We start from the raw sequence: 14,803 nt of genomic DNA on the forward strand, positions 1-14,803 counted from the left end.
CGCGTCAGGTGTGCGGCGGTCAGGGCTGGGGTCAGCGATGCGACGGTGTCTGTACCGGCTCGTCATCCAGCGCGTGGGCCGGGGCGGCAGGGTGCTGGGCCACGATGCGGCTCCTGCCGGAGGTGCCACGGACGGCGAGGGCGATGAGCGGGAGCAGGGTGAGCGCGGCGATGACGGTGCCGACCAGGGGCGGGCCGGTCACGCCGAGGGAGGAGTCCAGGGCCGCACCCGCGATGAAGGATCCGCCGGCCACGCCGACGTTGAAGGCGGAGGTGGTCAGCGCGGACGTCAGGGTCGGGGCGTCACCGGCGAACCGCATGGCGAGCGCCGTGACGACGGGGTTGACCGCGAAACCGGTCAGGCCCATGAGGAAGACCAGGACGGTGGCCGTGACCGCGTTGGTGGACAGCGGGATCATCAGGAACAGGACCAGGGCGGTGGCCGCTGCGGCTGTGATGGTGGTGCCCATCGGACGGCGCTCACCCAGACGGCCACCGGTGGTGGTGCCGCCCAGGGCGCCGATACCGAAGGCGATGAGGACGAACGGGACGGCGCCCGCCGGGATCCCGGCGCGGTCGGTCAGCAGCGGGGTGACATAGCTGTAGGTCGCCAGCACCCCGCCCATGATCAGCATGGCGGCGCTCAGTGCCAGCCACAGCCGGCCCTGGCGCAGAGCGCCGAACTCGGCGCGCGGCGAGACGGTCACGCGGTGTTCCTGGGTGGGGATGAAGCGGCCGATGAACACGGCGGCGAGCGCGGAGAGAGCGGCCAAGGCCCAGAACGGGCCACGCCAGCCGACGAACTGGCCGGCGAAGGACCCGATGGGCACGCCGACGACGTTGGCCAGGGTCAGCCCACCGATCATGACGCCGGTCGCGCGGGTGGCCCTCTGTGGGCCCGCGGCGGCGGTGGCGACGACGAAACCGACCGACCAGAACGCTCCGGTGGCCAGCGCGGTGACGACGCGGGCGGCGAGGACGACGGAGAAGGAGCTGCTGAGGGCAGCCACCACGTGACCGAGGCTGAAGACGGACAGGGCCAGAAGCAGCGTCTGACGCTGGGGCAGGCGCAAGGTGGCCATCGCCATGGTCGGCGCCCCGATGATCATGCCGATGGCGAATGCGGTGATGAGCAGTCCGGCCTGGGAGGTGCTCACACCGAGGCCGGTGGACAGTTCGGGAAGCAGCCCGGCGATGACGAACTCGGTGGTGCCCATCAGGAACGTACCTGCGGCCAGCACCCAGACGACGAAGGGGAGCTTGCCGGGGGTGGTCCCGGATGTGGAAGGCATACGGGTGGACTCTCCTTGAGCGGAATGGCGGATCGGAATGTGGTCAGGCCACGGGGACGGGAAGGCCGCCAGAGCGGGCGGCGGCCACCTGTTTCAAGGTTCCACGGCCGAAAGGGGGCGGAAACGGGAGAATGTTCTCCCCCCTCTGGGTCGCTGGCCGCATGCTTGCGGTGGCTGTCGGCCGGGTCAGGGGGCGGCTTCGATAGTGATGTGTTTGGCGTCGGCGAGCCGTTGGGTGTCGCTGTCGTCGACGTGGCCGAGGATGATCAGGTCGGCCGAGGCGGAGTCGCCGTCGCGGTAGAACAGCGCCATGTTGCCCCAGGGTGCGTAGTAGGTCAGGTCGCCGGCCTTCGGTGCTGCCGGGGCCGGGGCGCCGGAGGTGTCCAGCTTGCGCGGCAGATAAGCGATCCGCTCCGTCTGGTGGAAGTCCTCCAGATCGAGGCTGAGCGGGAGCAGGGAGGCGAAGTCGCGGGCTACGGCGTTGTCGTCGAGGGTGGCGTCGACCGGTTGGCCGCCGAGGGTGAGCCGGATGTCCATGGCGGTATTCCTGTCGGACGATGCGGTGGATGTCGGGCGGGTCGGCGTCTGTTGCCGTACGGAAGGGGACGACGCGGAGGGCGCGGAGGGGGTGGCGGGCGAGTTGTCGGTGCAGGCGGTGACGGCAAGCAGCAGGGCTGTGGCTGCGGCGCCGCGGGCCGCCCAGGTCGGGAGGGTGGTCGGCATTACGGGGCGTCCAGGGGGTTCAGTCGGGCAGGGGCTCGGAGTAGTGGCGGAAGCCGTCGCGCTCGGTGTGGATGTCGTACAGGCGCCGGGCCAGGGCGTCGGGGCTGCTGTGTTCGGCGTCGGGCCGGATGGCGCCGGGGACGATCAGCTGGGCGACGTGGATGTTCTGCGGGGCGAGGGTGTCGTGGAGCAGGTGGGCGTAGGCGCTCTCGGCGGCGAAGGCGATGGAGGTGCCGGCCACGTTCGGGTTGGGGCGTACGGCGCTGGAACCGTTGACGAACAGCAGGGTGCCGCGGCCGAGTTCGCGCATGCCGGGCAGGACGGCGTTCACCGCGGTGACGGGGCCCTTGACGGAGAAGGCGAGGGGGGCGTCGAGGTCGTCTGCGCCGGTGTCGAGGACCGGTTTCATGAAGTCGGCCCGGGGCACGGGGCTGTACTGGAGAATCTCGACGGTTCCCAGCGAGGTACCGGCCGCGTACAGGGCCGCGGTCAAGGACTCGATGTCGAGGACGTCGGCGGCGAAGCCGCGCGCTTCGATGCCGTCGCGGGCCAGCTCGGCCGTGAGGTCGTCCAGGTGCTGGGTGTTGCGGGCGATGAGGGCGACGCTGTGGCCGGCGGCTCCGAAGCGGCGGGCGCTGGCGAGCCCGAGGCCGGGTCCGGCCCCGATGAGCGCGAAGGTGGTCACGGTGAGTCCTTGGTGGAGAGGGGCAGCGCCGGGGCCGGGCTTCGGATGCCCGGCCCCAGTGGCGGGACGGGGTGCGGTCAGGGCTTCAGAAGGGCCTTGATGGCGCGGCGTTCGTCCATCGCCTTGTAGCCTTCGGCGACCTTGTCCAGGGGCAGGGTGAGGTCGAAGACCTTGCCCGGGTTGATCCGGCCGGTCAGGACCCGGTCGATCAGGTCGGGCAGGTATCGGCGCACCGGGGCGGGGCCGCCGCGCAGGCCGACCTGGGAGAAGAACAGCTCCTGGCCCTCGACCGAAACCTCGTGCGGGACGCCGACGAAGCCGACGTTGCCGCCGGGCCGGGTCGAGTGCAGGGCCTGCCGCATGGACTCGGCCGTGCCGACGCACTCCAGGACCGAGTCGGCGCCGATGCCGCCGGTGAGGTCCTTGACGCGGGCGATGCCTTCCTCGCCGCGTTCGCTGACGATGTCGGTGGCACCGAACTCCGTAGCCAGCTTCTGTCGCGATTCGTGGCGGCTCATGGCGATGATCCGCTCCGCCCCGAGCTCCTTCGCGGCGATGACACCGCACAGGCCGACCGCGCCGTCGCCGACGACGACGGCGGTGGAGCCGGGCTTCACCTCGGCGGCGAGGGCGGCGTACCAGCCGGTACCCATCACATCCGAGACGGCCAGAAGACCAGGCACGAGCGCGGCGTCCGGGTGCTCGTCGGTGGCAACCAGCGTGCCGTGGGCGTTGGGGATCCGCACGTAGTCGGCCTGGCAGGTGCTCATGAACTCGCGGTGCAGGCAGGAGGACTGCCAGCCGTTCAGGCAGTTCGCGCAGGTGTTGTCCGAGGTGGCGAACGATCCGACGACGAACTGGCCCGGCTTGACGTTGGTGACCTCGCTGCCGACCTCCTCGACGATACCGACGTACTCGTGTCCCATCGGGTGGGGCTCGTCGACGGGTTCCGCGCCACGGTAGGGCCACAGGTCCGAGCCGCACACGCAGGTGGCGACCGTGCGGATGACGGCGTCGGTCGGCCGGCTGATCGTCGGGTCGTCCAGGGTCTCGAGGCGGACGTCGCCGGGGGCGTGAATGACTGCTCCGCGCATGATGGGTGTTTCCTTCGGCACGAGGGTCTGGAACCGCAGCCCGGACATCTGGGACGGCTGCTCGAAATCGAGCCTCGCACGCGAGGGCAGGCGCGAAAAGCGGAGGAATCTATCCGGGGAGAGGAACATCCAGGGAGGAAATTCTCCCTCCTTCCTCAGGTGCGATCGATGTCATGCTGGGAAGCATGACCAGCAATCTCGCCTCGAACGAACTGGGAGAATTCCTCAAGAAGCGCCGTTCGGAACTGAGCCCACGCACGGTCGGGCTGCCCGAGACGGGCGGGCCCCGCCGGGTGGACGGGCTGCGCCGTGAGGAGGTCGCCCAGCTCGCCTCGATCAGCACCGACTACTACACGCGTCTTGAGCAGGGCCGTATGCAGGCGTCCGCCCCTGTGCTGGACGTCCTCGCCCGCGTACTGCACCTGGACGACGACGAGCGGGGCTATCTGTTCCAGCTCGCGGGCAAGAACACCACCCGCACCCGGCGTCACGGCAGGCAGAAGGTACAGCCCCAGCTGCAACGCGTGCTGGACGACCTCACCGCCACCCCGGCCATCGTGCAGGGGCGGCGCGGTGACATCCTGGCGTGGAACGCGCTGGCAGCCGCCCTGGTCACGGATTTCTCCCGCATTCCGGAGAAGCACCGCAACTACCCGCGGCTCATCTTCACCGAGCCGGCGCTGCGCAGCCTGTACGCCGACTGGGAGGGCTCGGCGCGGATCGCCGTGGCGCAGGTGCGGATGGAGGCGGCGAAGTATCCCCAGGATCCCCGTCTCATCGAGCTGGTCGGTGAGCTCTCCACGCGGGACAAGCAGTTCGCCCAGTGGTGGGGCGATCACAGGGTCGCTGCCCGCACGGTGGGCACCAAGACTCTCAACCATCCGGTCGTCGGCGAACTCGTCCTGGACTGGGACACCCTCACCGCCAACACTGACCCCGACCAGCACCTGACCGTCTGGACCGCCGCCCCCGGCTCCGCCACCCACGAGCGGCTGCGCATCCTCGCCTCGTGGGCCGCCGACCAGAACCTGGCGCCCTCGCCTTCCCTCCGCTGACCGGTGCCGCCCCTACACCGACGGTGTGACCCCACCGGGCTGAACCTCACGCTCGGTCGGTCCGCGAGCGCGACCTGCTGCTCACGTGTGGGACGAGTCGAGCGCCGCGTCAGCCAATGTCCTGAGTGCCGCAGCTGACCGGCTGGTCTGCGACCGCTTGGGGCTGAGGCGGGGACGTTTCGGTGCGGGTGGCGCGCATCAGCGCAAGTACGGTCAGCGGTACGAGGGTGAGGGCGACCGCCATCGTGCCGACCAGCGGGGGCCCTGCTTGCCCCAGCGGTGAGGTCAGGGCGATGCCTGCCGTCCAGGAGCCGATGGCGATGCCCACGTTGGGCGCCGAGCCGCTGAGGCCGGAGACGAGGTTGGGCGCGGAGCTGGAGAAGCGCAGGGCCAGCGCGCCGAGCACCGGGGTCGCGGCGAAGCCGGTCATCCCCATGAGTGTCACCAGAATGACGGCCGCCACGGGGTTCGGGGAGAGCAAGGTCAACAGCAGCAGGACCAGTGTGGTCGTGGCAGCGGAGGTGATGAGCGTGGCAAGGGGGCGGCGGTCGCCCAGGCGCCCGCCGACCGTGGTGCCCAGCAGGGCTCCCAGGCCGTAGCCGGTCAGGACCATGGGCACGGCTCCATGGGGGATGCCGGCCCGTTCGGTGAGCAGGGGCGAGATGTAGGTGTACGTCGCCAGGACACCGCCCATCAGCAGCGTCATGGAACTCAGCGTCAGCCAGACCCGGACATCGCGCAGCGCGGCGAACTCGGCCCGGACGGAAGGCGCTTCGCGCCGCTCGTCGGCAGGGATGTACCGGCCGATGACCGCCGCCGCGCCGGCCGACAGCGCGGCGAGTACCCAGAACGGCCCGCGCCAGCCCGACAGCTGTCCCAGCCACGCGCCCAGCGGTACGCCGGCCACGGTGGCCACGGTCAGACCTCCCAGGAGCATGCCCAGGGCCCGTGACGTAGCTGCCGGTCCTGCCGCGGTCGTGGCCACGATCGCGCCGACGCACCAGAAGGTCCCGGTGGCCAGCGCGGTCACCACGCGGGCCGCGAGCACAAGGGCGAAGGACGAGCTGAGCGCGGCGACCAGGTGGCCGAGGGCGAAGACGACGAGCGCGAGGATCAGCGTGGAGCGCCGCGGCAGGCGCAACGTCGCAATAGCCATCACCGGGGCCCCGACGATCATGCCTGCAGCGAACGCCGTGATCAGCAGACCTGCCTGAGAGACGCTGACATGCAGATCGTCGGCGATCTCGGGCAGCAGGCCCGCGATGACGAATTCGGTGGTGCCCATGAGGAATGTTCCGGCGGACAGCACCAGGACGACGAAGGGCAGTTTGTGGGGTGGGCCGTCGGCCGTGGGTGACATTCGGTGGCATTCTTTTTTAGGGCGATGTGCGACCGCTGCGAGGTGGGGATGCCGTAGAGCATCGCACCGCACGGGCGTTCTGTGAGGGGGAGGAATTTCTCCCTGCTTCGTAGCGGACCAGGGAGTGGTCTCCCTTTTCGGCAGCTGCCGCTTCACGGGATGAGGAACTCACTTGTTCCGGCAGAGACGTGGCAGCGGTGCGTCGGCCACCCAGGTATTGGAGGGGCCAGAGACCAGCGGCACAGCCTGCGCTTTGGGGCTGTGCCCGTTTCCGTGGCGCCTTGTCGGCCGTCGGCCAGGATCTGCCGCCTCTTCCCTCAGCCGGCCGTGGTCGGACTTCAGTGGGGGGGAGCGGCCGGTGGATCGGTCCGGTGGCCTGGGACAGGGGCAGCCCCGTGACCCGGTCGGTGTGGGCGATGATCTCCGCGGGGATGGAGAGGGACGTCTCCTCGGCGGTGTGGGCCCCGAGGCCGAGCCGATCGGGGAGTGCAGGCGGGGAGTTGGTCCTCGGCAACGTCGGCCTTGCTCAGCAGGCGGAGGCGTTCGTCGTGTCGAGGGTCTGCTGCTCGGCGTGGACGCGGAGTTGCAGGTCGCGGAGTTCTCGTGGGGGAAAGCCCACGGTCCGGGATGCTCCGTGCACCGGGTGTAGAAGTCGGCCCGGACCGCCACAACCACACACGGTCGGCTGTTTCGATCACCTGCGGCCAGCAGCAGGTCGATGAAGCGGGTGCGCTCCGCGGAATCACGGCACAGGGTGAAAATTTCCTCGAACCGACAACGATCACCCAGCCCTCCGGGTCGTCCTCGCCCAGGGTCAGCAGCCGCCCGTAGGTTCCTGCAGGCTTCGCTCCGGGGGTGAGCACACGCAACACGGCGGGTGAGTGCCGACGGGTGATGTGCGCCCTCAACCGGGGTATCAGCCCGGCCCTCAGGTGCGATGACGTGCCGCTGCCGGACGGGCCTGGGACCACGGCGAACCGGCGGTCGCGCCCCATCTGCAGCAACTCGTCAGCCAACCGGTCCCGCCCGAAGAACGACGCGCTGTCGTCGGGCTCGAACCGGGCCGGTCCGCGGTACGGCGCAGTGTCGGGTCTCGATGCCGCGCTCACCGGGCACTTCGACGCCACCGACCGATGAGGCGACACGGCCACCGTCGCGGACCGCACCGATGGCGAAGCCGGCGACGCCCGCGGTGTCGACGAGTCCGTCGACACCATCGGGTGTCTCCCTGCGCACCAGCTCCGGGAACTCGGTACCGCGAGGCACGACCACGTCAGCCCCGAGCTCCTTCACCAGTGCCTCGTCCTTCGGCGCCGCGTCGGCGATCACCCGGAGCCCGTCGGCCTTGGCCAACTGGACAGCGTAGCCGCCGACCGCGCCGGCCGCTCCCGTGACCGCCACGGTGGCACCTGCGGGAAGTTCCAGCAGGTCCAGCGCCATACGGGCCGTCAGTCCGTTCATCGGCAGCGTGGCGGCCTCGACATCGGTCGCGCCCGCCGGTACGCGGACCACCGACTCGGCGGGTACGACCAGGTGCTCGGCGTAGGCGCCGTGTGTTCCGGAGACGACCACGACGGCCATGACGTGGTCACCGGCCTTGAGATCGGTGTTGGTTCCCTCGCCGATCTGCTCGACCACGCCGGCCGCGTCCATCCCTGGAACGTAGGGCGGCTCGGCGTCGGAGACGAAGGCGATTCCGCGGCGTACCAACATGTCGACGGGGTTGACTGTCGCCGCGTGCACGCGGATCCGGATCTCGCCCGGCCCGGCCTCGGGGACCGGAAGGTTAAGGACCCGCAGTACGTCGGGTCCGCCGAATTCGGTCAGTCCTATGGCCTTCATGGGAAGTCCTTCCTCAGAAGAGATGAGTCATTCGACCGCCGCGCCTCCCGACAGGCGGATCTCTTCGCTGTCGAGGGCGGCCTGCTGGCGGCGCAGTACGGTGTCGTCGATCTGGCGCTCGTCGCGTAGCCGTACGACGGTGGCGCGTTTGTTGGCGATGAGGGCCAGGCGCAGCGCGAGGTAGTCCTGGTGCTGGAGCACCGCGGGGTCGTCGTGGGCGCCCGCGCTCCGGGCCCTGACGGACGCCAGGTGGGCCTCGTACTCCTGCCGCAGCCACTCGACGATCTTCGGATCGCTCTGCAGGCCGGCGGCGAGTCGGGGTATCGCCTTGATCGCCTCTTCGATGGCGGTGGCCTCGGCGAGGCCGTGTTCGTCGTCGACCGCGGTGTCGGGTGGCAGCTTCGCCCAGCGCACCGCCACCGGCAGCAGCAGGCCTTGCACCACCAGCGTCACGAGGATGACGCCGGAGGTGACGAAGACGATGAAGCTGCGGTCGGGGAAGGGCTCGCCCGAGTCGAGTGTCTGCGGCACGGAGAGCACCATCGCGAGCGAGACCGCGCCCCGGAAGCCGGCCAGCCCGCTGACCACCCGGGTCCGGTGACCTACGCGGAGCATGCGTTGCTGGGGCCGGCGGTCGAGCGCGCGGACCAGGTAGGTGGAGGCGTACAGGAACGCGAAGCGCACGGCGACGAGTACCACGCAGATGACACCGACCGCGATCAGCGCGTCCCGGAGATCGGCACGGCCCAGGTCGCGGACCGCGTACTGCAGTTCCACCCCCACCAGGACGAACAGCGCCCCATTGATGATGAAGGTGGCCAGCGGCCAGAGCGCCAGTGCCTGCGTGCGGTGTTCGGCTCGGATGATACGCGGGGCGACCTGGGACATGATCAGACCGCTGACGACCACCGCGAGGACGCCGGAGGCTTCGATGAGTTCAGCGAGCAGGTAGGCGGTGAAGGGCGCAAGGATCATGACCAGGTTGCCCAGCAGGGGATCGGTCAGGCGGCGCCGCAGGTTCATGTTGATCCACGCGACCGCCACGCCTACCGCGGCTCCGCCACCGTAGGCGAGCAGGAACAGCCCACCGACGTGCGGGACGCTCAGGTGTTCCTCGCCGACCGTGATGCCGACGGCGAGGCCGTAGATGACCAGAGCCGTGCCGTCGTTGACCAGGCTCTCCGCGCGCAGGACAGTGACCTGGCGGCGCGGCAGGGCGCGGGCCAGGACACCGACCGCCGTCGCGTCCGTGGGCGCCATGGCCGCGCCGAGCACCCACGCCGGCCCCCACGGCAGGCCGAGGGCATGCCCGGCCGCGGCGACGGCCCAGGCCGTGAGGATGACGAGTACGGTGCTCAGCTGCAGGATGCCGCGCAGGTTGGTGCGGATCTCCCGCAGGGAGGTGGTGAGGCTCTCCCAGTACAACAGGACCGGAAGGAAGAGCAACAGCACGACTTCCGGGGGCAGGTGCGCCTCCCGCACCGCCGGGACGAACCCCAGGAGCACACCTGTCACGAGCAGGACGACCGGCGGGGCGATGCCGAGGCGCTGTCCCACGGCGTTGCCCACCAGCACGGCCACGCCCAGGACCACGACGAGTTCGAGACCGAGCAAGGTGTTTCTCCTGGAGGGGTGAAAGAGCTGCCGTTCAGCGGGGTACGAGCTTCAGGGTCGTGTCCCGCGACGCCACCATGGGATTGACGTAACTCGCTCCGTACCGGCCGTACTTGGTGCGGTAGGCGGTGTCGATGCGGTCGTTCACGCCGGGGTCGGTGACCTCGACGAAAGTGACGTCCTTGTCGACGCCGCCGGAGCGGATACGGCCCTCGTGGCGGGCCAGGGCCGCGCGGTACCAGGCGCCGGCGCTGCCACGGAAGGAGCGGACGTAGAGGTCGTCGCCGTCGCGGACGACCCAGATCGGCACGGGAGTGCGCGGCGTTCCGTCGCTGCGCGAGGGGGCGATCCGAAGTTCCTCGGCGTGCCCGATCCGGGTCAGCTCGTCGTTCGCCCAGGTCGTCATGGGCTTGCCTCCTCTGCGACCGTTCAGTGGGGTGTGCTCTCCTGGACGTGAGCGCCGCTGGGGCAGCTCACGCCCAGGAGGCGGCGGGTCAGGGCGTGAGGAGGGTCTTGATGGCGCGGCGTTCGTCCATCGCCCTGTAGCCTTCGGCGACCTTGTCCAGGGGCAGGGTGAGGTCGAAGACCTTGCCCGGGTTGATCCGGCCGGTCAGGACCCGGTCGATCAGGTCGGGCAGGTATCGGCGCACCGGGGCGGGGCCGCCGCGCAGGCCGACCTGGGAGAAGAACAGCTCCTGGCCCTCGACCGCAACGTCGTGCGGGACGCCGACGAAGCCGACGTTGCCGCCGGGCCGGGTCGAGTGCAGGGCCTGCCGCATGGACTCGGCCGTGCCGACGCACTCCAGGACCGAGTCGGCGCCGATGCCGCCGGTGAGGTCCTTGACGCGGGCGATGCCTTCCTCGCCGCGTTCGCTGACGATGTCGGTGGCACCGAACTCCGTAGCCAGCTTCTGTCGCGATTCGTGGCGGCTCATGGCGATGATCCGCTCCGCGCCGAGCTCGCGCGCGGCGATGACACCGCACAGGCCGACCGCGCCGTCGCCGACCACCACGGCCGTCGAGCCGGGCTTCACCTCGGCGGCGAGGGCGGCGTACCAGCCGGTGCCCATCACGTCGGAGACGGCGAGCAGGCCGGGCACCAGCTCGCCGGACGGGTGCTCGTCGGTGGCGACCAGGGTGCCGTGGGCGTTGGGGATGCGGACGTAGTCGGCCTGGCAGGTGGACATGAACTCGCGGTGCAGGCAGGAGGACTGCCAGCCGTTCAGGCAGTTCGCACAACTGTTGTCCGAGGTGGCGAAGGAGCCGACCACGAACTGTCCCGGCCTGACGTGGGTGACCTCGCTGCCGACCTCCTCGACGACACCGACGTACTCGTGGCCCATGGGGTGGGGTTCGGTGACGGGTTCCGCGCCTCGGTAGGGCCACAGGTCCGAGCCGCACACACAGGTGGCAACCGTACGGATGATCGCGTCCGTCGGCTTGACGATCTTGGGCTCGGGGACGTCCTCCACCCGGATGTCACCGGGGGCGTGGATCACAGTTGCTCGCATGTCTTTTCTCCTGATGCGTTTCTCGGGTGGGGGTGGCTCCGGTGGGGGTGGCGCGGGTGGGGTCTTCGCGCCGGTGGGTGGCCCTTGCCGGTCGGCGGCCGCTTCAGGAGTTCCATCGTGCTTCTCTTCGTGCGTTGCTGTGGCGCTGCTGCTTGGGCAGCGGTGACACCCGGACGTGACGGATTCCTCGATGATGGCCAATGGGGTATACGGAAGCGTCGACGGCCTGTGAAAAAGAATTGCCGGTCTCTCGCTGCTGTCACCGCCCGCAGGGCCCGTACACAGGAGAATTTCACCCCAGGGAAGAAGTAACCAGGGATAAAACCTTCCTACCCAGCAAAGTGGCGGACAGCGCACACTGGCCAGTATGAACAGCAGTGCGCACCGTAAGGAGCTGGGGCAATTCCTCAAGGCCCGCCGGGCCGAGCTCAGCCCCCGCACGGTCGGTCTGCCCGAAACCGACCGGCGCAGGCGCGTGGCCGGCCTGCGCCGGGACGAGGTGGCCGTGCTGGCCGCCATCAGCACCCGTTACTACACCGGCCTGGAGCAGGGTCGCATGACCCCTTCCGCGTCCGTGCTGTCCGAGCTTGTTCGCGCCCTGCACCTCAGCGACGACCAGCGGGATCGTCTGTTCGAGCTGGCCGGAAGGGAGGCCGGCGGGGCGCGGCGGCGTGCTCCGCAGAAGGCGCACCCCCGGTTGCATACCGTGCTGAACGAGCTCAGCGTCGCCCCCCGGCATGATCCTGGGCCGGTACCTGGACATCCTGGCGTGGAATCCGATGGCCACGGCCTTGCTCGGCACCGACTTCGCGAAGGCCCCCAAGCAGCAGCGCAACTACGCCCGGCAGCTCTTCACCGATCCGGCCATGCGGACGCTGTACGCCGACTGGAGTGACTCCGCTCGCAACGCTGTGGCCGTGTTGCGACAGCAGGCCGCGGCCTGCCCCGACGACCGGAGACTGACCGCCCTCGTCGGTGAGCTGTCGGTCCAGGACGACCAGTTCTGTCAGTGGTGGGGAGGCCGCCATGTGGCCCCCCGCCCCGGAGGCACCACGATGTTCAACCACCCGGAAGCCGGTGAACTCACCCTCGCCTGGGACGCCCTCACCTGCGTGGCCGACCCCGACCAGCAGTTGATCGTCTGGAGCGCCGAACCCGACTCGCGCACCTACGAGGGGCTGCGCTTCCTCTCCTCCTGGGCTGCGACCCAGCACGAGACTCCGCGGTCGACACCCTCAGCCGACGGGTGCTGTCTCCTTTCCCGCCCGCACAGGGAAATGACAGAGGGATCCCAGTGTAAATAGCCACTGGGATTCCTGCGTGCCACCTTTGTACTTCCTCCCAGCCAGGAACAGTTCCCGACCAGGGACAGATCCTTCCTACCTTCGCAGTCGAATTGCGTGCCATGCTTTTTTCAGAGCACGATTCGCACAATCCTTTTCGAGGAGCAATACCGTCATGTCTTCCTCCCGCCCCGCGGTCGCCGTGGCGTTCCACTCCGGCTACGGCCACACCGCTGTCATGGCCGAGGCCGTGGCGCGCGGTGCCGCGGAAGCCGGTGCCGAGGTGATCTCCATCTCCGTGGACACGATCACCGACGAGCAGTGGACGCAACTGGACGCCGCAGACGCGATCATCTTCGGCGCCCCCACCTACATGGGCACCGCCTCCGCCGCCTTCCACACCTTCGCCGAGGCCAGCAGCAAGCGCTGGTACACCCAGACCTGGGCCGACAAGATAGCCGCCGGCTTCACCAACTCCGGTGCCAAGAACGGCGACAAGTCCTCGACCCTGGGCTACTTCTTCACCATGGCCGCCCAGCACGGCATGCACTGGGTCAGCCTCGGCGTGCAGCCGGGCTGGGCCTCCACCGAAGGCAGCGAGGACGACATCAACCGTCTGGGTTACTTCGTCGGCGCAGGCGCCCAGACCCCGGTCGACGCCGGCCCGGAGGCCGTCCACAAGTCCGACATCGCCACCGCCGAGGGCCTCGGTGCCCGCGTCGCGCAGCAGACCGCATTCTTCCTGGCCGGCCGTAGCGCTCTCGCCGCCTGAGACAGACCGTCCACACACATCCAAGGAGCATCATCATGTCCGACTCCCCGAACGTCGCTCTCGTCCGTCGGCTCTACGACTCCGGTATGGCTCCGGACGTGGCCGCCGAGGTCATCGACCCCGACGTCGTCTGGGACATCACCCCCGGCTTTCCGTACGGCGGCGTCTACAAGACCTGGGCGAGTGCCGGGGCCGACTTCTTCGGCCGGCTCGCGCCCAACTTCACCTCCTTCGGCGCGGTGCCCGAGGAGTTCTACGGCTCCGGTGACCACGTCTTCGTCCGCGGCCACTACCACGCCGTGTCCAAGTCGGGCCAGGAATCGGACGCGCGCTTCATCCACCTGTGGACGGTCGGTGGCGGCAAGCTCACCCACCTGATCCAGGCCGCCGACAGCCACGTCGTCCAACAGGCCGCGAACGGCTGACCGCACTCACTTCCAGGGAGAAACCCAATGGCAAAGATCCTCTTCCTCATCACCGCCGCCGACCACTGGACCCTGGCCGACGGGTTCGAGCAGCCGTCCGGCTTCTGGGCCGAGGAGGCCATCGGTCCGTACGGCGTCTTCAAGGAGGCCGGCTACGAGGTCGCCGCGGCCACCCCGGGCGGCGTCCCGCCGACCGCCGACGCGCTCAGCCTGACGCCTGAATTCAACGGCGGCGAGGAGGGCGCCGAGCAGATGAAGACCGCCCTGCGCGAGGCCACCGAACTGGCGAACCCGATCCGCATCGAGGACGTCCGGATCGACGACTATGACGCCGTCTTCGTCCCCGGCGGCTGGGGCCCGATGGAGGACCTGTCCGACGACCCCGCGGCCGGCAGGCTGCTGAGCGACTGGCTCGCTTCCGGCAAGATCGTGTCGCTCGTGTGCCACGGCCCGGCCGCCCTGCTGTCCACCGTGGACGCCGACGGCAAGTCCCCGTTCCACGGCTACCGCCTGACCGGACTGTCCAACTCCGAGGAGATCCAGAACGGTCTCGCCGACCGGGCGAAGTGGCTGCTCCAGGACCGTCTCGTCGCGGACGTGGGCGCGGACTACCACAAGGGCGAGGAGAACTTCGCCCCCCACATCGAGGTGGACCGCACCCTCATCACCGGCCAGAACCCCGCCTCGGCCGTCCCGCTCGCCCAGGAAGTCGTCAAGGCCCTCGGCTGACACCCCGCACCGCCGCTCAAAGAAAAAGAGGCAGTACCGATGGACAGCAACGTGACCCTTCCCAGCGTGGGGCAGACCTGGCTGGCGGACCTCGGCCCGGACACGCCGCTCGGCCACTTCACCGTGGAGATCACCTTCGACTCGGCGACCCAGGTCACCTTCGAGGTGACGGGCGGTGCCATCAAGGGCCGGAAGCAGACGATGGAGTACACCACCACCCAGCTCCGCGACGGCCTGTACGTCGTGCGCTGGACCGAGCCCGACGCCGGTGACCACGTCACCCACATCGAGGACTACACCGAGGGGACCTGCATGGCCAGCTCCGTCATCGGTGGCGAATTCGTCCAGCTCCATGGAAAGTGGAGCCGCGTCCGCTGAACCTGTGGATGTCAGCCGCAGGCCGCGCATCATCCTGGCGG

14 protein-coding genes and 3 pseudogenes are annotated in these 14,803 nt (G+C 69.5%); 6 read left to right on the top strand and 11 right to left on the bottom strand.

All coding sequences use genetic code 11. The features are described from left to right. Window positions 1-31: 31 nt before the first annotated feature. From OG272_RS42775 to OG272_RS42790, 4 genes are all read right to left on the bottom strand, one after another. Window positions 32-1,291, bottom strand: a complete 1,260-nt coding sequence (locus OG272_RS42775) for an MFS transporter (protein ID WP_328224490.1) — start codon at window positions 1,289-1,291, stop codon at window positions 32-34. 186 nt (window positions 1,292-1,477) lie between these two features. Beyond that, complete coding sequence (locus tag OG272_RS42780; RefSeq protein ID WP_405895807.1) at window positions 1,478-2,014, bottom strand: cyclophilin-like fold protein; 537 nt, start codon at window positions 2,012-2,014, stop codon at window positions 1,478-1,480. Between the two features lie 19 nt (window positions 2,015-2,033). Next, window positions 2,034-2,699, bottom strand: coding sequence for an SDR family NAD(P)-dependent oxidoreductase (locus OG272_RS42785; RefSeq protein WP_326574353.1), 666 nt, complete (start codon window positions 2,697-2,699; stop codon window positions 2,034-2,036). A 77-nt stretch (window positions 2,700-2,776) separates the two neighbouring features. Further along, window positions 2,777-3,793 (bottom strand): zinc-dependent alcohol dehydrogenase family protein, encoded by a 1,017-nt coding sequence (locus OG272_RS42790; protein WP_405895808.1) that lies wholly within the window; start codon window positions 3,791-3,793, stop codon window positions 2,777-2,779. Window positions 3,794-3,966: 173 nt separating this feature from the next. On the opposite strand from OG272_RS42790, the gene OG272_RS42795 reads away from it, so the two are divergent. Further along, a complete protein-coding gene (locus OG272_RS42795) occupies window positions 3,967-4,848 on the top strand; it encodes a helix-turn-helix domain-containing protein (protein WP_326574351.1) in 882 nt (293 codons plus the stop codon). Window positions 4,849-4,957: 109 nt separating this feature from the next. On the opposite strand, the gene OG272_RS42800 is transcribed toward OG272_RS42795, so the two are convergent. From OG272_RS42800 to OG272_RS42830, 7 genes and pseudogenes are all read right to left on the bottom strand, one after another. After that, a complete protein-coding gene (locus tag OG272_RS42800) occupies window positions 4,958-6,208 on the bottom strand; it encodes an MFS transporter (protein ID WP_326574350.1) in 1,251 nt (416 codons plus the stop codon). Between the two features lie 681 nt (window positions 6,209-6,889). After that, window positions 6,890-7,147 (bottom strand): annotated as a pseudogene (locus tag OG272_RS42805) (hypothetical protein); the annotation flags it as partial. Continuing rightward, window positions 7,084-7,335, bottom strand: a pseudogene (locus OG272_RS42810) (hypothetical protein); the annotation flags it as partial. The pseudogenes OG272_RS42805 and OG272_RS42810, both read right to left, overlap by 64 nt. Then, on the bottom strand, window positions 7,217-8,050 hold the full coding sequence (locus OG272_RS42815; protein ID WP_327726646.1) for an NADP-dependent oxidoreductase: 834 nt from the start codon (window positions 8,048-8,050) through the stop codon (window positions 7,217-7,219). The gene OG272_RS42815 and the pseudogene OG272_RS42810, both read right to left, overlap by 119 nt. 27 nt (window positions 8,051-8,077) lie before the next feature. Continuing rightward, window positions 8,078-9,664 (bottom strand): Na+/H+ antiporter, encoded by a 1,587-nt coding sequence (locus OG272_RS42820; RefSeq protein ID WP_405895809.1) that lies wholly within the window; start codon window positions 9,662-9,664, stop codon window positions 8,078-8,080. A 34-nt stretch (window positions 9,665-9,698) separates the two neighbouring features. Next, window positions 9,699-10,070, bottom strand: a complete 372-nt coding sequence (locus OG272_RS42825; protein ID WP_327726644.1) for a DUF2255 family protein — start codon at window positions 10,068-10,070, stop codon at window positions 9,699-9,701. An 88-nt stretch (window positions 10,071-10,158) separates the two neighbouring features. Next, entirely contained in the window at window positions 10,159-11,175 is a 1,017-nt protein-coding gene (locus OG272_RS42830; RefSeq protein ID WP_405895810.1) for a zinc-dependent alcohol dehydrogenase family protein, read from the bottom strand. A 367-nt stretch (window positions 11,176-11,542) separates the two neighbouring features. On the opposite strand from OG272_RS42830, the pseudogene OG272_RS42835 reads away from it, so the two are divergent. From OG272_RS42835 to OG272_RS42855, 5 genes and pseudogenes are all read left to right on the top strand, one after another. Next, window positions 11,543-12,479: pseudogene (locus tag OG272_RS42835) on the top strand (helix-turn-helix domain-containing protein). A 154-nt stretch (window positions 12,480-12,633) separates the two neighbouring features. Further along, on the top strand, window positions 12,634-13,230 hold the full coding sequence (locus OG272_RS42840) for a flavodoxin family protein (RefSeq protein ID WP_327726642.1): 597 nt from the start codon (window positions 12,634-12,636) through the stop codon (window positions 13,228-13,230). Window positions 13,231-13,265: 35 nt separating this feature from the next. Beyond that, complete coding sequence (locus OG272_RS42845; RefSeq protein ID WP_327726641.1) at window positions 13,266-13,655, top strand: nuclear transport factor 2 family protein; 390 nt, start codon at window positions 13,266-13,268, stop codon at window positions 13,653-13,655. Window positions 13,656-13,682: 27 nt separating this feature from the next. Beyond that, complete coding sequence (locus tag OG272_RS42850) at window positions 13,683-14,384, top strand: type 1 glutamine amidotransferase domain-containing protein (protein ID WP_327726640.1); 702 nt, start codon at window positions 13,683-13,685, stop codon at window positions 14,382-14,384. A 39-nt stretch (window positions 14,385-14,423) separates the two neighbouring features. Continuing rightward, window positions 14,424-14,762, top strand: coding sequence for a MoaF-related domain-containing protein (locus OG272_RS42855; protein WP_327726639.1), 339 nt, complete (start codon window positions 14,424-14,426; stop codon window positions 14,760-14,762). Window positions 14,763-14,803: the final 41 nt, after the last annotated feature.

The sequence above is a fragment of the Streptomyces sp. NBC_00104 genome (assembly GCF_045160825.1).
GTDB lineage: Bacteria > Actinomycetota > Actinomycetes > Streptomycetales > Streptomycetaceae > Streptomyces.